The sequence below is a fragment of the Psychromonas sp. MB-3u-54 genome, assembly GCF_002836415.1.
GTDB lineage: Bacteria > Pseudomonadota > Gammaproteobacteria > Enterobacterales > Psychromonadaceae > Psychromonas.
Genome location: NZ_PJBP01000178.1, coordinates 1 through 19,883, shown reverse-complemented (window position 1 = coordinate 19,883; position 19,883 = coordinate 1). Strand labels below are relative to the sequence as shown.

Below are 19,883 nucleotides of genomic sequence, written 5' to 3'. Positions count from 1 at the left end.
ATACCAAATCCATTAATTTTCTGTTCATTTATGCTGATTAAAACACATGCTAGCTTCGTTATTGATTTTGTAATTAGAACAACTAGTTACTGCAATCAATGCCTTGCTTTCATGCGTTTTTCCGGCGCCTAAACAGATCACTTAATTAGTGGAATTGGTATAAGGTTGCGCCTCGCCGTGATCTTCCAGAAACTTCTCAATTTTCTCCGTACCGACAACCTCAACCTCAAGTTCTAAAATATCCAGCTCAGCAGGCCCGAATCGTGCCTCTATTTTATTCCCGTGATGGTCTAATGCTTTTACTTCATAACAGTTATCATCCACTCTGATGCGTTTAACCTGCCAGCCTTTTTGCTCCAATTTATGACGAAGTTGCTGCCGCGGTTGCCACTTGCCGACAGGATCGTGGCACTCCACCTCGGCTTGAGCCACGGCAGTGCACAGAGATAATACGGTAAAGATTTTTAACCCTTTTTTATTCATATTGAATTGCCCTCAGCTAACTTGCTTGGTTAATTTAAAATATGGTTTTGTTATCCACTCAAACACCTGCTTACTATTTGCCATCTCATTTTTTACCTATTCAAGTTATGCACTTATTATTTGAACCTAAGCCATCTAAAATCTGCACTGCTGCAGAGAAAAAAATTGAAACGGATGATTAGCAATAAAGACATTATATTTGACCTTACTTAACGTAAGCTTAGTAGAAATCAATTAGCTGGAAAAAAACTGGAGGGGCAGAAATAGGCGGTAGCGCTGAATAAGCAACCGTTCCGATCATTATATTCTCTCCATGCGCAGCCCGTTAACCATTAATAACAGTGTATTATTGAAGATTAACCGAACTTCTCAACAATCTGCGGCAAAGCGCGATGATGATAAAATTAATACAGATAATGAGTGGAATAATTTGCTTTCACTTGGACCGCCGTCAACAAGGTAATTTCCTTCCATAAGGTCGGGGTCTGCATTCCTTACAATTTTAAATTGATAGGATTTTGATGGTAAAACTATTAGAAGTGTTATTGTTCGAGTGTGTTCACCCTATTGACGATACTAAGCCGTCGCTTTGTTAATTCATAAAATCAGGGTTGCTGCGGTATGACCTCAATCGATGAATAAAATCACCCTATTCTCTTGAATAACATTTTGAAGCAAGAAGAAATTCAAGGGATAAATAGAGCCCAATAAATGAACAACTCAATAAAGAGGAAGTGATTATGCTGATAACTTTTTCATGTCCGGCCTATGCGGACGTAACTATGTTCGGTGACGTGGCGGTCAAACTGCTTAAAATAATGGGCCACAGTGGCACAGTACCCGGTGCTATCGGTGCAGAAGATGTGCAAGCCGCTCTGGTTCGTCTGGAGGCGGCCATCAAGCAGTCGACTGAGCCAAAAGCATCGATAAAACAGCTGGAAGATGAAGACGACGAACCGGCCATCAGCCTCTCGCATCGCGCCTTGCCTTTGATCGAATTACTCAGGGCTGCGGTCAGGGATAAATGCAATGTGATGTGGGATAGCAATCGATAATCCTTTTTACACCCACATTCAGATGGACATGCAGTCGTTAGTTGAAGACCAAAAAATAATAGGATCATCCATTATTTTATTGTAAAAGCACAAGCCGCCTAGCCAGATCAATTTAAAGCGCTCAAAAAACAAAAAGCCCGGCAAGTAATACTTGCCGGGCTTTTTCGTTAGTTTTTATTTAAAGATTAAGTGCTTGATAAACTAACGTAAGTCATCAACCACTGCTAACATAGCAACCAATGATGCTTCACCTAACTTAAGCGAACGTTGCGGTGACCACCCCATGGTTGGATCGGGTAAATTATCGTTGTCTTTAAACGGCATCTCTAGGGTATTAGCAAGACAATCAAATCGTTCTGCAACCCAATTTGTTGCCACGGTCATATTAGCTTTACCCGGCGCATCAACGTCATAACCAAATTCAGACTGAAAGTCAGCACTCGCTAACATAAACACTTCAGAAAAACGCTTACGTAAAACCGCAAGTCTGTTGTTATAACTCGGAGACCCTTCTGAGCCCGCCAGGAAAACAAAGGGTAATGCCTCATCACCGTGCACATCATAAAATAAATCAACCCCCGTCTCTTCCATTTTATTGATCACATGAAAGACTTCAGGACTTTTTTCTAAACTTGGGTTCAACCATTCACGGTTTAAATTAATGCCTGCCGCATTAGTGCGAAGGTGTCCACGCGCACTGCCATCGGGATTCATATTAGGCACAATATAAAAGTTGGCTTTATCCAATAATAATTTGCCGGTAGGATTATTACTATCAAGTAAACTATTCATTAACCCGTCGACTAACCATTCAGCCATCGTTTCACCGGGATGCTGACGCGCCGTGATCCAGATATTACGTTTATTAGTATCACCATCGCCAATTTTAACTAAGGTTAAATCACGTTGATCAAGGGTTTCACCTAAGTGCTCTAAACTCACCAGCGGATGTGTTTGTACAGCCGCCAGTAAGTCCTGATGGCGCTCGTAACTATAAGGCGCAAAGTAGGCAATTTGAATTGTTTCACAATCCAGCTCTGCCACAATAGTTAATTTTCCCTCTTTATAAAATGTTGGCAGCCGGAACCAATGTTTTCGATCATAAGAAGCCACCGCTTGATAATTTTCCCAGCCTTCAAGATAGGAAGCTTCACCCGCATTAAGGATATTAAGGATATATTGCTGACCAACCTCCCCTTCCAGTCGAAAGTTAAACCACTGGAAAAACTCGCCCCCAAAGTCCGGACGAATAGCCAGTTGGATATCTTTTTTATCCTTCAAATTAATAACGTCGATATTACCTGAATCAAAATTAGCGGTGATGCGCATAACACTTCCTTTCTTAATTAGTTATTTTACAAAGTAAGTCGAGCATAAAGGATTGTAAACAAACAGGATAGGAAAACTAACTTAATCGAGTAAAGCAGGTTACTCGTTGCTTTTTGCTTCCTAGCATTGTCATTATCGCTTAGTGAGCAACTGCACCAGAGTGATATTATCCAAGCCACCCATCTTATTTAATTGCGCTAACAATAATTCAGCGCAAGCTAATGCATCGGTTAATGCATTATGTGCATTATAAATAGGCAAATTATAACGCTCTCTGCAGGCGTTCAAACGTAAACTTCCCGTTTTTAAAACCGGATGCTTACGCTGTTCTCGCTCCTTCTCAATGATTAAGGTATCAATACCCAACAAGGCAAAAGAGTGTGCTCCAGAGCTTGATAATGATTGTCGCAAAAATTGTAAATCCAATTGAGCATGATGGGCGACTAATACTTTATCTTTACATTGCTCAAACAACCACTGCAGAACTTCTTCCAGTGGTAATGCATTAGCCAAATCTTTATCTAAAATACCGTGTATAACGGCGCTTTGTCCGACACTACCCTCTATTTTCATTAATTTATACTGTGCAAACTGAGGTTGGATTTCGGCATTGATAATAGGGATAACACCAATACTGACCATCTGATCTTTTTTATGATTTAAGCCTGTCATTTCAATATCTAATGCTAATAACTTAATGTCAGAAATGGGCTGATGAAGATGGGTTAACAGGTACTGGTAATGTGCTTTTAGCGCGGCAAGTTTGCTGTTTTTAATCAGCCGTTTTAATTTGTACTGTAACCACCATTGCTTAAACATCAAAATTGCCTTAAAAATTTTAGCCTAACGGTGCCCTGCGCTTCATGGATAACTTTAAATGCATCCTTTAGCTGATGACGCACCAATGAAGAGAGGCTGTCGGGTAAAATATAGTTAGATACGGGTTCATTATTGTTAAATTGCTGGCCTTGATTGATCAGGCGTTTATGGGCGATAAACTCCCATGCATCTAACAAACTCATTGCAATATCTTTATCTATCTTAGATTTGGCCATTAAACTTTCAAGACGTTTGGTGGTGTTTACTTCATTTATACCTGCAGCTAAAGCATAGATTCTGACAATATCATTGATTAATGCATTACCTTTATGTTTTAAGTCTATTCCTTTAACTTCACTGCCGTCGCGTTCAATAACAAAGCTGCGAAAAAAACCCAATGGGGGTGTTGATTGCAGAGCGTTCTTACTAAGCGCAGCAATAAATATATCGTTACCTTTGGTATTTTTTAATACGCTAGATTGCAGAGTGTTCAATAATGTTAAATCACCAAATATTCCGCGCATATCAAAAAAAATAGTGGCATTTAATAATGCGCTCGGTTGTGGCGTTTTAACCCAGCTTGAAAACTGTTGCTGCCATTGTTGTAATGTTAATTGCCATTGCGGGTTTTGGGCCATGATATTACCCGGGCAAAATGGAAAGCCACACTCATTTAAAGCACTGCATACGGACTCCGATAGTTGTTTAAAGTAGTCTTTTTCTGCCGCTGTGGTATCCCTTTCTAAGATCAAGGCGTTATCTTGATCAGAGCCTGCCATTTGATCCTGGCGGCCTTGTGATCCAAAAGCTAACCAGCAAAATCCCATTGGTGCCGGACCTAACTGTTCCTGTTTTAATACGATTAAACGCCGTGTTAATGAGTCGGTTACCGAGGTGAGAATACGGCCGATCTCAATGGCTTTAGCATCGCTGCTGATTAAATTGTGCAATAAATCAGGTATCTTCTGGCTGACTTTAATAAGCGCTTCTAAACTATTTTGACGCTCTATTTGACCAATTAACAACAGGGGTTGAGAGCTTTGGCTGCGGATCAAGTCAGTGCTGGTAATGATCCCTACTGGTCGACCTACATGCACGACGGGTAAATGATGGATATTATTTTCACTCATTTTTAACATGGCTTCAAACATCAATACATTAGGTTCAATGATAACCGGATCCTTAGTCATTATTTGCCCGACTAATAGATCGCCATTAAGTCCTTTTGCTAACACGCGATTGCGCAAATCACGATCGGTTAGAATACCGCACAATTTTTCTTGATCAACCACTACCAGAGAGGAGAGACGTTTTTTAGACATTAAAAGTGCGGCTTGATGAATGCTGGCATCGGCTGTGATCGTGGTGAGATCTCTGGACATGATGTGGGTAATACGCGCTGTGCTGATATTATCATGTTGGAGTGTACCTTGATTACGTAAGCGTTTGGCAAAGGCTTGATTAAAGAAACGATCAAATGATTGGCTGTTGGCACGTAATTCGTCGAACATTTTAGCAGGTAAGTGATAAACCAAACCATCCTCTAAAATATGTATTTGGTTAACGACTTTTTCTCCCGATAGCAAACCGCTAAATCCGAAGTATTGGCCTTCACCCACTCGGTCAATGAGATCTCCCTGTTCGGTAGTTACTTCAAAAGCACCACTGCGAACAATATAGAGCTGCGGAGCGTTACTGTCTACGGGTACTAATTTCTGTTGTTTACTGTAATAGGCAATAGTTAATGCCTGACAGCATTGCTTGATACCCTGTTCAGGCAATGAATCAAAAGGGGCTAATTTACGCATGAAATCAATAATTGGCTGTAATTCACTATTATCCATATGCACCTGACTATAAGTTGAGGATTGCGAGTGTTGTGGTTTTTGCGGGTATAGATAGGTGGCTAAAAAAAGCATTAAAAAAAAGCGCCGAAGCGCTTTTTTAATTACATCATTATATTAATGATCTGATGCTTCACCTGATCCTTTAGGGAAACGAATGGCTTCAACCATCTCTTGTACATCTTGAGGTACTGGTGCTGTCATGCGACAAACCAGAATAGCGACAACGAAGTTAAGACACATACCCAATAAACCGATACCTTCTGGTGAAATACCAAATAACCAGTGTTCAGCAGTGTTTATAGCTGGATTTAAAAATTTAAAGTAAACAATATAACCTATTGAAAACAGTAAACCTGCAGCCATACCTGAAATAGCGCCTTCTTTATTCATCTTCTTAGAGAATATACCCATTGTTATTGCAGGGAATAAAGAGGAGGCGGCGAGTCCGAACGCGATCGCAACCACTGCGGCTACAAAGCCCGGGGGATTAATACCAAAGTAACCTGCAATAAGGACACCTACACCGGCTGCCATTCGTGCATACATTAACTCCCTCTTATCGGAGATATCCGGCATCATATTTTTCTTCAGTAAATCATGTGAAACAGAAGTTGATATAACCAGTAATAATCCGGCAGAGGTTGACAGTGCAGCAGCTAGACCACCAGCAGCGATTAATGCAATAACCCAAGCTGGTAAGTTAGCTATTTCAGGTGTTGCTAATACAATGATATCGCGATCGATCGTCATCTCATTAGTTTCGCCTTTAGCATAGAACATCTTACCATCGCCGTTTTTATCATCCCATGCGATCAAACCGGTTCTTTCCCAGCTATTGATCCAACTTGGCGCTTCTGCGTGAGAAACACCTTGCCCATCGGCACCATTGATTGTTTCAATCATATTTACACGAGAGAAAGCGGCTAATGCAGGAATAGTAGTGTACAGAATGGCAATAAATACTAATGTCCAACCTGCAGAAGTACGTGCATCTTTAACCCGAGGAACGGTAAAGAAACGGACGATAACATGCGGTAAACCGGCAGTACCAAACATTAATGCACCACAGATGAAGAACACATCAATCGTATCTTTTGTGCCGACTGTATATTCGGCAAAACCGAGTTGGGTAGACAATCCATCTAATTTATCAAGCAGATATACGCCTGAATTATTACCAGAGGCATCCAGTAATTCAGATCCAAAACCAATCTGTGGAAAGAAATGGCCGGTCATCATAATTGATAAGAAAATAGCGGGCACCATGAATGCAAAAATCATTACACAGTATTGAGCAACTTGTGTATAAGTGATGCCTTTCATGCCACCTAATACCGAGTAGAAGAAAACAACGGCCATACCGATATAAACACCAGTATCAATGTCGACTTCTAAGAAGCGTGAAAATACAACACCTGTACCACGCATTTGGCCTGCGATATAAGTGAAACTGACCACCAGTGCACATATAACAGCAACAGTACGCGCAGTTTGAGAGTAGTAGCGATCACCAACAAAATCAGGCACAGTAAATTTACCAAATTTACGTAAATAAGGCGCCATTAGCAGTGCAAGTAATACATAACCACCCGTCCAGCCCATTATATATACCGAACCATCATAACCAACAAATGAAACGATACCTGCTAATGAGATAAATGATGCTGCAGACATCCAATCTGCTGCTGTCGCCATGCCGTTGACAATGGGGTGTACACCGCCGCCTGCTACGTAAAATTCTTTAGTAGAGCCTGCTCGGCTCCATATTGCAATAACAATGTAAAGGGCAAACGTCATGCCCACAATTGTATAAGTTAAAGTTTGAACATCCATTATGCTAATCCTTAGTCTTCTTGAACACCGTATTTTTCATCGAGTTTGTTTGCTTTTGCCCTGTAATAGAAAATCAGTACAAGAAACACATATATCGCGCCCTGTTGTGCAAACCAGAAACCCAGTTTGAATCCCATAAAGGTGATTGCATTTAGTACATCTACCAGCAAGATACCAAAGCCAAAGGATACCGTTGCCCAAATAACTAACAGTTTGATGACTAAATTAATATTCTCCTGCCAGTATTGATCTGCTTTACTTTTATCTTCAAAACTCACGAGCATTCTCCTTAATGGTCTTAATGAGGAAGAGAGTTAAAGTAAACACTTACTTTTTGCATGCATTAAACAAAGAATAAGCATTCATTTTAGTCGCTTCTCTTATCACTTAAAAAATAATTTTCTTATCAAATAAGCATGCCGCTATAGTATGTTAAATACACTATTTTAATAGCCCAAGACAAAGAGCTGGATCATGTTTTGCTGAATAAAAAATGAGCAGTCCATCACAGAAAAGTGCTCTTGCGTTATTTTTGTGATTGAAGTTCACTTAATTAACACTTTTGCTTGACGCTATTTGCAACTAGATAAGTTATTAAAATGAGTCGAAAAAATGAAAATTAGTAAATTTTGATGAAATAATTAAAGAGTGAAATATAGGGGGAATCAGGAGTAAATTAGAGGATCAGACCTGAATAGCAGTACATTAAACCTAAAATCTATAGATAATAGGGTATTCAGCGTTATTTCACATTTATTGACAATTCAATCTTGCTCATTAAGTTGATATTTTTAATGTCATTAATGGTACTCCAAGACACCTAAATCTGGACTCAATCCCTTATAACTTAATGCGATTCCATCCCCCTGCTGCCAGCTTAATGGTCAATTTAATATAATGGCTTGCCTGGCATAGTCTATTTTGACAATCCTGGCCGTCTCCTTATGTCCTTCAATTTTCACTCAATCACCCACTTCTCCGGGGATAGCAAAACCATCATAGAAGTATTTAACATCCGCTAATTGTAATTGATTACTTCGAGCGAACAGTCAAATCCAAGCTAATCGATTTATGACTTCGAGCGAACAGTGAAAAAACAGAAAAGCAAATACCCGCCATTATAGCCATCATCAAGTGTGAGGAGATCCAGGTACGGACATCTGCTTTTTGCCTGAAATCATGAAATTAGCAGTTGGGGCTAATACCAATACTTAGGAAAGGAACTAACATTAAATAGAAGTGGAATACACAAAAGTGATTCTCAGCTGATCCGGCAACAATCTTCATAGTGCAGGTTATTTCAAAATAATTTCTAAATTTAATCATAGGGTTACTGATTAAATGATAGGAGAAAGATAACCCTCTCCAGATCGGATCATTACGGCCCCCTATAAAAGGACGAAGGAGAAATTTGTATGATAGTGATTTTTATTCATGGTTGGAGTGTTGTCGATACCAGTACCTATGGTTTGTTGCCCGAGGCATTGGCAGAACAGGCGAATCAGTACAAGCTTAAAATTGAGATCAAGCATATCTGGCTAGGCCGTTATATTAGTTTTAATGATGAAGTCAACGTAGCTGATATTGCACGGGCATTTCACGACTCATTGCATGATCAGATATCCGATGGCATTGGTGGAATCGCGGATTTTTCGTGCATTACCCACTCCACCGGTGGACCCGTAGTGCGCGAATGGCTGGATCGTTTCTATCGGGGTTCTCTACTTTCACAATCACCGTTGCGTCATCTGGTCATGCTTGCGCCTGCGAATCATGGCTCCCCGCTAGCAGCCCTCGGCAAGCAACGGGTTGGGCGGATTAAAGCATGGTTTTCCGGAGTAGAGCCCGGGCAACGGATTCTTGATTGGCTGTCACTGGGCAGTCAGCAGCAGATTGATTTGGCACAGTCTTACCTCAAATATAAACCTGCTGAACATAAGTTCTTTCCTTTTGTTCTCACCGGGCAGACGATTGACAAAAAGTTATATGACTTTGTTAACAGTTATTTGGCAGAGGCTGGGTCCGATGGGGTTGTTCGTGTTGCCTGTGCCAATATCAACTACAGCATGATAAAACTAGTGGAAACAAAGAAGTTCGAGACGGTTACTCACGGGGCTGATGAAATAAAGGTTCAACTTCTTAAAGTAGAAGGAAAATTACAACGTCCTTCATTAGCTCCTTTGGGTGTGATTCCGGGTGCCAGCCATTCCGGTAAGGACAAAGGGATTATGCGTAGCGTGCTGTCTGCAAAAGCAAAGAACAAGCCTCAGGTTAGCGAAATTTTAAAATGCCTGACCGTCGATAGCAAAGCCGATTATACTGACCGCGCCAACGCTCTGGAAGTATTGACTAAAGAAACGCAGAAGGGAACGCATCGTTACGTCATGCTAGTATTCATCATAAAAGATGATCAGGGCGACCCGGTTAACGATTACGACCTATTCCTTTTGGGGGGAGACAGTCACAATCCAAACAATTTGACCAAAGGATTTTTTGTTGATCGACAAAAAAATGTAGCGCACCCCAATCATCTTGTTTATTACATTGATTACGATCTAGTGACCAAAAACAAACTCACAGGATTCCGCATCATCGCACGTCCCGACGATGGATTCGTGTTCTATCATGTTGTTGAATACCATGCCAATGGTATTGATATCAATGATTTCATGAAACCTAATGAGACCTTTTATGTGGAAATTCAACTGCATCGTTGCGTCGACAAGAACGTTTTCAGAGTGGACAATGCCAGTGATCCAAAGCTCAGGAAGGAAGGTTTTATCATCAAATCAGAAACCCGTCATTCCTTTAAAAACGAGAAACCTATGAAGAAGGAGGTCGAGAAGTCTTAGTCTGTCTCTATCGCCTTTGCTGCTCGGCAAAGGCGACTTAACAATGGGCGACATTATAGTTAATTCATCTAGTTAACGTTTTTTAAATAATATCGCTTCTCTCATCATCCATTGAGATAACCTCTTATGACAATAATCTTGGGTGGTCATGTTAATTCTAGTTACTTAGAATCAGCCGGGCAGCATAAAGGTAAGATCTATCACCTTAAGGGAATCGAAATTCCGACACCTGAAAATGAGACCGGTAAAGGAATTACTTTTGTTACATCACCAGATCTTTCCCTGTTATCTCTATTTGATGATCCAAATCTTGATAGTGAGCACCCTTGCTGGTTAAAACCATCCCTAACTGCGTTGTGAGTTTTATTCAGAACATCCTGTTCTTCACCACTTCGTGGTCAGCTAAAGGTGTTCAAAATCGTTCCAGACGATTTTTGTGAAGTGAGAATAACTATCTCCTGCAACTCACACCTATTAGTGCTGATTTTTCCTTCGCAATCATTGATCACTTCATTAATTCTTTTGGTATAAATAGACCTATAAACATGCGCTTAATAAGTTAGATTAAATTGTCGCCGAATGTAAAATCACACTGCCCCCCCATTATCCATACATTTTAGGCTTAATGCAGTGCCATTCAGACCTGACCCCATCCTCCAGTGGTTTGATTACGATATAGATTTGTCCAATGATTCTGTGAATGACAAGGAATCTTCGGGGTTATCTCTCTTGTTAGGGTAGATGTCAGAAAACTTTACAGATCGAAAAAAACCTCTTTTACGTATATAAGTAATTAAAAAATATATAGTTTTTTGTTTTCCTTATTCGTTTACGCTTTAAATTGTCGATATTCTTTACATAAAACCAAAAACCATTTGCTCAATAAAACATAAGCTTTTGAAATCAAACAGTAATTGTTTTTGGCATGACCTTTGCAAATTTATTTAGTGTAGAAATAATTATTACGATCTCTGGCCTCTAAGGCAGTGACTTTCAAACAACCAAATAGTTAAGGGAATCAATCATGAAAACAATCTTGAAATGTATGCTAGGGATTAGTGCCTTGGTTACAATGAACGCTAATGCCTCCCTAATCAATGTGACCGGGCCCGTAAGCTCTAATGGAAATTTTGCGTCAATTATCGCTGCACCATCAGCCGCGGAGGATGCTTCGGTGACCAATTTGGCACAACAAGGCTTCGATGAACAGCAAGGTGTTTTATTGGGGAATGGAGTTTCCACAGATCAAGGTGTAGTTGGTGGAGGAATGGTGGTGGATAGCCATATGATCTTTCTCAATAATCCTAATAACATAGGGGTGACAACAATCCATAACGCAGTGAAATGGGCCTTCGATGGCACGATCCTCGGTGTTATGTCCGATAAACTTGGCGCATACGAGGCATCAAGCACGCCGATTCTCGGTGCATTGGCAACAACTTACCCGGGTGGTTTTAACGCTCGTGGTATGGAAGGTGCAGACAAGTACTCTGGTGTAGGGAGCCGTTTTCTCATGGTGAACATGATAGTTAGTCAGCCCGGTGACTGGATACGAGTAGTCACCGCCGTACCGGAACCGTCATCACTTGCATTAATGTTTTTAGGGCTTTTTGGTCTGATGCTTGGTCGACGCGCTAAATCATAGTCAATTAATTTTTTTATTGTGTAAAAACGCCTCCTGATGGAGGCGTTTTTTGTTCCCAGCGTGTTGAATTACACTTGTTATTGAGTATGTAGACAAGGTGGAGCCTAGGGTCAGTTTTTTTGCTTTTTTAATAATTCACATCCGTTCTGAGGCATATATTCGCCCCAATATAGGATGTCAGATATCATCGTGTCTTGATTACAGTCACATCAAATCCGAACTAATTAATTTATTACTACAGCGCCTTTGGTAATCAAATGGCGCTATATTTATGCTTGGAAATCCGGCAAAATTCGACCTGAAATTAAAGTTATTTTTGAGCAAGCAATAAATGAGACCGTTCAACTAGCACCCTTCATTTGTTTAATAATTGCTGCAATAATAGCCTCCATATCAACACGTTGCTCTTGCCTCGGTGTATGAAGCTTTTTAATCAACACTGCTTGTCGATAATCTAGTACATCACCATAACTATTTAATGTGGTTAATACGCCTTGATGCCCTAAATCTTAGCTCCATGCATTGAACTCCTCAGGGCTTTGTCATAGCTGCTAACCTAATCTACCAAGGTATCTCTAAAAATATGACCTGACGATTGTACAGTTCAATCGACAAGGCTTATTAGTCTATTTTGGCTGTTAAAATTGATAATAGAGAAGAAAAGCTAAGACTTTATGCCTCTTTTCACCCTAGAAAACTAACTCACAATCGTCCTAAAACCAACTTAGAAATAGATCTTTTAAATGTATATTCGCTATGCTTAATCGCGCCTTTAACTGATGAGAGTGAGTAAAATTGGCTAGGCTAGTCTCTCTAGAAATATTGATTCCCCCTCAAAAAAAACAAAAATTTAATATCTAACAAGTCAACTGACAACTTAGTCCCTTTATATAACCTTTTATGACAATAATCTTGGGTGGTCATGTTAATTCTTGTACACATATTATTATGTAAACACGGATACGACAACTCACTTGATGTATGTCAAATTATGTAAGCTTACATTTGTACAACGAGTTTATTTATGTAAATATAAAGATGTAATACGCGATAGATTTGGCAAGTAAATTTGTTAAGGACAATATATGAAAATAAATATTTCCGGTCACCATGTTGATGTTACTGATAGCATCAAAGAGCACGTAGAAGAAAAATTCGCTAAAATAGCGACTCATTTCCCCACACTTATCTCGCTAGATATCATCATTTCTAAAGAGCATGGTCAGTTTGATGTTGAAATTCGCACTAATTATGAAGGAACCAGCATTGCCGCTAAAGGTAACGATTCGGTTATGTACCCCGCTATTGCGAGTGCAGCTAAAAAATTAGATACAGTATTAAAGCACCGCAAAGGTCAATTAAAAGCAGATTTACATGAAAAGCCCGATTTGACTGAACCTGAAACTGCTGACGAAACAGAACAAGAAATGAACTTAAATTAACCCTACTCGTTCAGTTAATACCCCAAAAACGCAGCCCAAGCTGCGTTTTTTGTTTGTGCCATTCGAAACCTCAGCTAATCGATTTATTACTACAGCGCCTTGTGCAATCAAATGACGCTATATTTATGCCCCGATATTCGGCAACGTTCGACCGTTTATTAAATGAAACCTACCTGCCGGCAAACGATCAACGAGACCATTCAACTAGCCCCCTTCATTTGCTTAATAGTTGCAAAATTAACCAAACCACCCATTTTTATAAACAATAATAGAGCTTCTTTGATCATCCATTGAGATAACCTTTTATAAGAACAAAAGAAAAGGCTTATATCCCCCACCTGATGGAAGCGGCTTTATGCGCTAAGATGGTAATATTACTCTTTAATTTTTATAAAGCAGGATACGAGGATGCAAAGTAGTATTAGCGCCATTGGAACCGCAGTGCCACAGCACAAATTCAAGCAAAGTGAAGCCTCAGTGCTCATTTCAGAACGGTTGCAATTGAGTGCCGCAAAAAAAAGAATGCTTAGATCCATTTATAAAGCGACGGGTATTGAATCGCGGTATACAGTGCTAAACGATATGGGGCATCTCTCAAATTCCAGAAGTGACATATCATCCCCCGACTTAAGCACAGCAGGGCGTATGGCACTTTATAAGGAGCATGCGCTGCCGTTAGCGGTTGCTGCTATCAAGCAATGTATGGAGCAGTCCGATGCCACATTTTCCGATATCACACATGTTATTACAGTCAGTTGTACAGGCATGTATGCCCCCGGCTTAGATATTGAAATTGTGCAGCAATTAAAGCTGCGCACTAATGCTAAACGCACGGCAATCAATTTTATGGGATGTTATGGTGCCTTCAACGCATTGAAAGTGGCGGATGATATCTGTCGCGCGAATAAAGGGGCTGTTGTTTTAATTGTATGTGTTGAGCTTTGCAGTCTGCATTTCCAGAATGATGAAGATTTGGATCATTTACTTTCAAATGCGATTTTTGCAGATGGTGCCGCAGCGGCACTGGTTCAGCCTATGATAGAGAATCAAAAAAGCCTATCGATCGAGGCCTTCAATTGTGATTTATTACCACAGACCAGCGAAGATATGGCATGGGAGATAGGTGATTCAGGCTTTGATATTGTTTTAAAATCTTATATTCCAGAAGTGATTGAGTCAGGGATTGCGGCGTTTATGGATAAACTCTTGAGACAGGAAGCGATCAGCGAAGTTAATCACTATGCAATTCATCCAGGCGGTATGAAAATACTACAAGCCTGTGAAGCGGCCTTGAGTATTACAAAAGACAAAAACAAGCATGCTTATCATGTGATGCGTGAGTATGGAAATATGTCATCAGCCACCATTTTGTTTGTTTTGAAAGAATTGATGACCCATTTGACGGTTAATAATCATCAAGAAACTGTTTTTAGTTGCGCTTTTGGACCTGGATTAACTTTAGAATCAATGTTACTTAAGGTAAACCAACCGAATTAAACATAATCAAGCTTTTTGAGAACAAGGTTCATCAGCTTAGGTGATCGTTTTAGTACAGGAAGAGCCAATTGACCCACCTTAGGTTGCAGTAATACGGCGTTAAATAGACTGCCTAACCGTACTTTTGTTTTAATCGATTTCGAATAATTGATCCGATACAGCTTAGGTTGTTGTTTTAAGTAAGACTGCACAGCTTGAATAGCGCTATCAATACTATGTGCAAATCCAGAGCCAATAGCGGGGTAAAGCGATGCTAAGGTATCCCCTATCCAGTAGCTGTTAGGCCAGCTAGGCGGATTTTTTTGAGTAAATGCAGGAGCGCGACCCGACAGAATATCAATAGTACTAAGATCAAGCGGAGTGAATGTTTTTTTAAGCACCGGATGAGATTGTGTTAGATGCCTAAAGTATTCCTTCGGCGAAGTTGCAGCATCAACCGCTTCTCGTTTTGCCAAACAGGCACAGTTACTTAATGTCTCGGTGATCGGAACAATGCCCAAATAAGCTTTATCCAGACTGAACATCTTAAGACTATGATCATTTTCGGTATGGGAAAAATGTAATTTAAAACCAAAATAGGGTAGCGCAATTTTGTTATTGTCTTGGTTGTTACTGAGTTTACCCGTTGCAAAAAAAGCACTTTTAGCCTCAATAATCTCACCAGTGGATAATTTGAAGTAAAATGGCGTTCTCTCAGTGGCTGCTGTTGTGTACTCCAGATAAATGTTTTCCCGGATGCGTCCACCCAACCGGCGTGCTCGTGCAGCTAACTTTAGCTCAACGTCACTTCTTGAGATAGCAGCAGAGGGCTTGGTGAAGTGAATATCTAATTGCCTAATTCCAGCATAGAATGCGGCATGAGGAATGGGGATAAGAGGATCAATGTCCCAAAACTGTAGTTGCTGTGCCGCAATCGGTGCTAAGAATTCGCCACACATTTTAGGTGTACCGATGCTTGAGCCTTCGATTAAAAGCGCCGATATACCTTGATCAAGCAATGCATTTAGGCACGATAGTCCAGCAACGCCACCACCGATAATGACTACTTCTTCCAAATGATCACTCTCCAACGAAATGGGAAACACCATTTAACTTGGTAGTATTTCATACCAGCTTGTTCTAACAGTGTTATTAGTTCTTGACGGATAAAGCCGCGTTTGATCGAGATAAGACCATCATAGGTAATGAGCCTATTGCGAAATAAAATTGGACTAAAAAGGCGATAAAACCCATAGGCAATGATGTTACGGTGCAAATCATTAATGATGACTTTATTTTTTGTGGTGTGTAATGCTTGTTTGAAAAATTCAATAATTTCTTCGTTGCTCATGTGGTGGCAAACCATTGTTGCCAAAATGACATCAACACTATTTTCGCCAAATGTTAAGTTGGGCTCAGTCATTTTCTCAAATTTCACATTTGAGGTATCCGCTCTAAATACAGACTTCTCATGATTGGCCATATCAATCGCTTCAGATGAGATATCAATACCATGGAATGTCATCTTTGGAAAATGGCAACTGAGATTAAGAATAAATAATCCTGCGCCACAACCAACGTCCATCACATGCGACTTTTCCCCATCTTTCTTTAAAACATTAACGGTTCCGTGAAAGAATCCAAGAATTTGGTTGATGCGATATAGCATTTTTTGACAATGAGTAAACTCTTCCGCGCTGTAGTTGCCCGGACCTAAATCGAGAATTTCTTTTTCATTTGAGCGATTTGATAGCACAGTTTTTTTCCAGAAATTCATTTAATACCGCAAATAATAACACATTCACTCTAATACCAAGCGCATCAAATAAGTGATCAGCCTTGCTGGCTAAAATCCCCCCTATCTGCGTAATGAGTTTTGAAAGGAGAATAACGTTTATTATCTGTCATATTTAAACAGCCTTATAACTAACTACATTAACTCACTCAGTCACCCATTTTTATAAACAATAAAAGGTTATTTCATCATCCATTGAAATAACCTTTTATGACTATAATATTAGTTGGCCATTCAGTCTGCATGGAAAATTATCATCGGCAACGTGGATTTTATATTTGAAAAGGGGCAATTCTAACGCTTCAAATTGAGCTAAACGGGTTAGATCAATTTACCCTGAGAGTTGTGTTAAGGAATTAAGTTTCCCTGCTTGCAATTGGGCAATAGCTTGTTAAATTACTGTATTAAATGAATTGGTTTGTCGTTTCAAGTTAAAACCAATATTAGCCAAGCGTGATATGCAGGCAACAAAAAAACATGTCACAACCAGCTAACAAGGCCATTAAGTCGGACATAAAAAAGCTGGCTTTTGTGGCTGGCGTTAACTGTACAAGGAGTTCCATTGAGCATTATCAAACAAGCAAGCCTATTTACCGTGTTTCTGATTATTTTCGGTTTTATTCTTCGTTATTACTCTATTTATGACTTAGGTGTAAACATTAATTTTCTGAGTATTGCTATAAATGTATTAATTGCAGGTTTAATTGGCGGTGCTGGTTTTTATTTAGGGCAACTTATAGGTAAAGAGTCTTTAGCTATAAAGCACTTAGCGTTCTCAGCAGCCTTGGTATTCTTAATATCTCATACCCTAAGTTATTTATTAGGCTTATACCAGATATCTTGGTTTGCATATGTTGCCGTTGTATTTACTGCCGCATTTATTGCAGCACTTCGAATCCCTAAAATATTCAACAAAGCAAAACACAGCTAAGTCATTATTAGTACTTAATGAGGCAATTGAGATAAAGGTAGTTGATCGCGGACAATTGTCTGCTTGAACGATTTTGCTACCTTTAAAAAAGGCTGGATAAAAAGGCTGAACATCCATATCTTATATTCTTTTAAATCATCCATTAAAAAAATCAACTTCCCCACCAATTAACCAAGCCCTCCGTAGCCTTATAATATTAACTGATTTTGTAATATGGGTAGTCACTATAACCAAGTTCAGAGCCGCCATACATAGTGGCTGGATCGGCTTCGTTTAGCGGCCAATTATTAGCAATGCGCTCAGGTAAATCTGGGTTCGCTATAAAAGGACGACCAAAGGCAAATAAGTCACCATAGCCTTTAGCTAATATGTTAACTGCTTTTTCAACGGTATATTTACCCGCATAAATAATGCGCCCCGAAAACTCGAATCTTACTGCTTTATAAAATGACTCAGGTAAATCCGGGGCATTATCCCAATCCGCTTCAGCTATGGATAAGTAAGCAATGCCAGCTTGCTCAAGCGCTTTAACAGCCTCAACATAAGTGTTGTGTGGGTCTGATTCTACTAAACCTAAGTAAACACGCGTTTCGTTGGTACTTGCAAATAAAGGCGCAAAGCGAACACCTAAACGCTGTGCACCAACAACGTCACTTACTGCTGCAACTATTTCTTTTAAAAAACGCAGACGGTTGGTCAGCGAACCACCGTATTGGTCATCACGATTATTGCTATGTTCTGAAATAAACTGATTAACTAAATAACCATTAGCACAATGAAGTTCTACACCATCAAAGCCAGCCTCCAGTGCGTTACGTGCTGCTTGAGCATACATATTTACCAGTTCACCCACTTCCTCGGTAGTAAGTGCCCGCGGCTCACTTGGATCGGCTAACGCGCCTTCACTCGGGCCTGTTTCAACAAATACTTTTACATTGTCAGCCACAATAGCCGAAGGGCCTATCGGCTGAGCTTCGTTTGGTTGTAAGCTAGTGTGAGACACTCGACCAACATGCCATAACTGAGCAAAAATAATACCGTTTTTAGCATGCACTGCTTGGGTTACTTTTTTCCAACCTTCAATTTGGGCTTGCGAATGTATACCTGGAGTCCATGCGTAGCCTTGGCCTCGTGGTTCTATTTGGGTGCCTTCGGTAACCATAAAGCCTGCAGAGGCACGCTGAGCATAATAATTTGCCATTAATTGGTTAGGAATATTGTCTGGTTGGCTGCTGCGAGAACGTGTTAATGGTGGCATTACAACACGGTTTTTAAGCGTAAAAGGACCCAGCTTCACAGATGAAAATAACGTGCTGGTATTTGGAATAGACTGTTTCATAAAACTCTCTTTTAAAGCAAACTGATAGAAATCATTTAATTGTTTTGATGCTTAATGAGTTGCTTAAGCAATGTTGGTAAGCTTAGCGTTTTAAAGATACAATTTGAAACAACACTTTTTTGTTTGAGATACAATTATGAATGGTATTAGTAGGCTCGATATTAAACAGCTCAGGGTGCTCAATGCCTTGCTTGATTTAAAAAATCTTTCACAAGTTGCACGTAAAATGGGGTTAACCCAACAAGCAATTAGCGAGCAGCTGCGCAAGCTACGTGATTTATTTAATGACCGCTTATTTATTCGCCAGGGCAATAGCATGGTGCCAACACCCAAAGCGCTATCTATGCAACAACCTATTAGTCATATATTAAAGCAGCTGGAGACGTTACTTGAGCCCGATCTGTTTATACCTCAAACATATAAAGGCGTATTTACTATTAGCGCTACCGACTACGCAACACAAGCCTTGTTGCCGCAGCTTTTTAAAATAACCAGGCGAGAGGCGCCGGGCTTAAAACTGATAGTACGCGACTTCGCCTCCGACAATGTTAATCAGCTAATTACGGCGGGTGAGCTTGATTTATTAATTACTTTTCCAGAATTTATACCCGATAACTTAGCCTATGTAACGTTGCTTGAAGAGCAACATTTATGCATTACTGGTTGCGGCAACTATCTTATAAAAGCACCTTTAACACTTGCGCAAATTGCAGCGTACCCGCAGCTGGTGGTATCACCTTCGCGCGCAAATTTACGCGGCTCACATGATAAGTGGTTTGCAGCAAGAGATCTTAAACGAAATATTGTTATGTCAGTGCCTAGTTTTTCTGCCGTGCCCGACATTCTTCAGACGACCGATATGATTGCGTTCTATCCTTCGCGGTTATTACCAAATAGTAAGGTTAAACAATTAAAGATAGCAGCTTTGCCCCCGACATTTAAGGTCATAGCGGCATGGCATCCACGCACAAGTGATAGTGCAATCCACGGCTGGATAATAGAAAAGCTAAAAAACATTTGAAGTGAAATAGAGCCTA

The 19,883-nt window shown here is 40.1% G+C and carries 17 protein-coding genes; 8 read left to right on the top strand and 9 right to left on the bottom strand.

What is annotated here, in order from left to right; translation table 11 throughout:
* Positions 1–141: 141 nt before the first annotated feature.
* A complete protein-coding gene (locus CXF72_RS15855) occupies positions 142–483 on the bottom strand; it encodes a PepSY domain-containing protein (RefSeq protein WP_101040444.1) in 342 nt (113 codons plus the stop codon).
* A gap of 740 nt (positions 484–1,223) precedes the next feature.
* Here CXF72_RS15855 and CXF72_RS15850 point away from each other — a divergent pair.
* Positions 1,224–1,538 carry a DUF1840 domain-containing protein gene (locus CXF72_RS15850; protein WP_101040442.1) on the top strand — a complete coding sequence of 105 codons (315 nt, stop codon included), beginning with the start codon at positions 1,224–1,226 and terminating at the stop codon, positions 1,536–1,538.
* A gap of 201 nt (positions 1,539–1,739) precedes the next feature.
* Here the strand turns inward: CXF72_RS15850 and CXF72_RS15845 are convergent, their stop codons facing one another.
* From CXF72_RS15845 to CXF72_RS15825, 5 genes are all read right to left on the bottom strand, one after another.
* Positions 1,740–2,867 (bottom strand): M14 family metallopeptidase, encoded by a 1,128-nt coding sequence (locus CXF72_RS15845; protein ID WP_101040440.1) that lies wholly within the window; start codon positions 2,865–2,867, stop codon positions 1,740–1,742.
* Between the two features lie 132 nt (positions 2,868–2,999).
* Positions 3,000–3,686: an exonuclease domain-containing protein gene (locus tag CXF72_RS15840; RefSeq protein WP_101040438.1), complete on the bottom strand. Its 687-nt coding sequence runs from the start codon at positions 3,684–3,686 to the stop codon at positions 3,000–3,002.
* Complete coding sequence (locus CXF72_RS15835; RefSeq protein WP_101040633.1) at positions 3,686–5,530, bottom strand: DUF294 nucleotidyltransferase-like domain-containing protein; 1,845 nt, start codon at positions 5,528–5,530, stop codon at positions 3,686–3,688. Before CXF72_RS15835 ends, CXF72_RS15840 begins: the two co-directional genes overlap by 1 nt.
* A gap of 117 nt (positions 5,531–5,647) precedes the next feature.
* The gene (locus CXF72_RS15830; protein ID WP_101040436.1) at positions 5,648–7,366 is read right to left on the bottom strand and encodes a sodium:solute symporter family protein; all 1,719 of its coding nucleotides are present in this window, start codon (positions 7,364–7,366) and stop codon (positions 5,648–5,650) included.
* A gap of 11 nt (positions 7,367–7,377) precedes the next feature.
* Positions 7,378–7,644, bottom strand: a complete 267-nt coding sequence (locus tag CXF72_RS15825; RefSeq protein WP_101040434.1) for a DUF4212 domain-containing protein — start codon at positions 7,642–7,644, stop codon at positions 7,378–7,380.
* 1,137 nt (positions 7,645–8,781) lie between these two features.
* Between CXF72_RS15825 and CXF72_RS15820 the strand changes: the two genes are divergently transcribed.
* From CXF72_RS15820 to CXF72_RS15800, 5 genes are all read left to right on the top strand, one after another.
* Complete coding sequence (locus CXF72_RS15820) at positions 8,782–10,218, top strand: esterase/lipase family protein (protein WP_198552628.1); 1,437 nt, start codon at positions 8,782–8,784, stop codon at positions 10,216–10,218.
* A 126-nt stretch (positions 10,219–10,344) separates the two neighbouring features.
* Positions 10,345–10,578 carry a hypothetical protein gene (locus tag CXF72_RS15815; RefSeq protein WP_101040432.1) on the top strand — a complete coding sequence of 78 codons (234 nt, stop codon included), beginning with the start codon at positions 10,345–10,347 and terminating at the stop codon, positions 10,576–10,578.
* Positions 10,579–11,242: 664 nt separating this feature from the next.
* A complete protein-coding gene (locus CXF72_RS15810; RefSeq protein WP_101040430.1) occupies positions 11,243–11,863 on the top strand; it encodes a PEP-CTERM sorting domain-containing protein in 621 nt (206 codons plus the stop codon).
* A gap of 1,085 nt (positions 11,864–12,948) precedes the next feature.
* A complete protein-coding gene (hpf, locus tag CXF72_RS15805) occupies positions 12,949–13,305 on the top strand; it encodes a ribosome hibernation-promoting factor, HPF/YfiA family (RefSeq protein WP_101040428.1) in 357 nt (118 codons plus the stop codon).
* 408 nt (positions 13,306–13,713) lie between these two features.
* Positions 13,714–14,802, top strand: a complete 1,089-nt coding sequence (locus CXF72_RS15800; RefSeq protein ID WP_101040426.1) for a type III polyketide synthase — start codon at positions 13,714–13,716, stop codon at positions 14,800–14,802.
* On the opposite strand, the gene CXF72_RS15795 is transcribed toward CXF72_RS15800, so the two are convergent.
* Both CXF72_RS15795 and CXF72_RS15790 read right to left on the bottom strand, forming a co-directional pair.
* On the bottom strand, positions 14,799–15,857 hold the full coding sequence (locus tag CXF72_RS15795; RefSeq protein ID WP_198552627.1) for an FAD-dependent oxidoreductase: 1,059 nt from the start codon (positions 15,855–15,857) through the stop codon (positions 14,799–14,801). The genes CXF72_RS15800 and CXF72_RS15795 overlap by 4 nt on opposite strands.
* Positions 15,845–16,558, bottom strand: coding sequence for a methyltransferase domain-containing protein (locus CXF72_RS15790; RefSeq protein WP_232785005.1), 714 nt, complete (start codon positions 16,556–16,558; stop codon positions 15,845–15,847). The genes CXF72_RS15795 and CXF72_RS15790 overlap by 13 nt, the downstream gene beginning before the upstream one ends.
* A 547-nt stretch (positions 16,559–17,105) precedes the next feature.
* Here CXF72_RS15790 and CXF72_RS15785 point away from each other — a divergent pair.
* Positions 17,106–17,507, top strand: a complete 402-nt coding sequence (locus tag CXF72_RS15785; RefSeq protein ID WP_157823277.1) for a hypothetical protein — start codon at positions 17,106–17,108, stop codon at positions 17,505–17,507.
* Positions 17,508–17,703: 196 nt separating this feature from the next.
* Here CXF72_RS15785 and CXF72_RS15780 read toward each other — a convergent pair whose 3' ends face one another.
* Entirely contained in the window at positions 17,704–18,846 is a 1,143-nt protein-coding gene (locus CXF72_RS15780; RefSeq protein ID WP_101040420.1) for an alkene reductase, read from the bottom strand.
* A gap of 136 nt (positions 18,847–18,982) precedes the next feature.
* Between CXF72_RS15780 and CXF72_RS15775 the strand changes: the two genes are divergently transcribed.
* Positions 18,983–19,867, top strand: a complete 885-nt coding sequence (locus CXF72_RS15775; protein ID WP_101040418.1) for a LysR family transcriptional regulator — start codon at positions 18,983–18,985, stop codon at positions 19,865–19,867.
* The last annotated feature ends 16 nt before the right edge of the window (positions 19,868–19,883 follow it).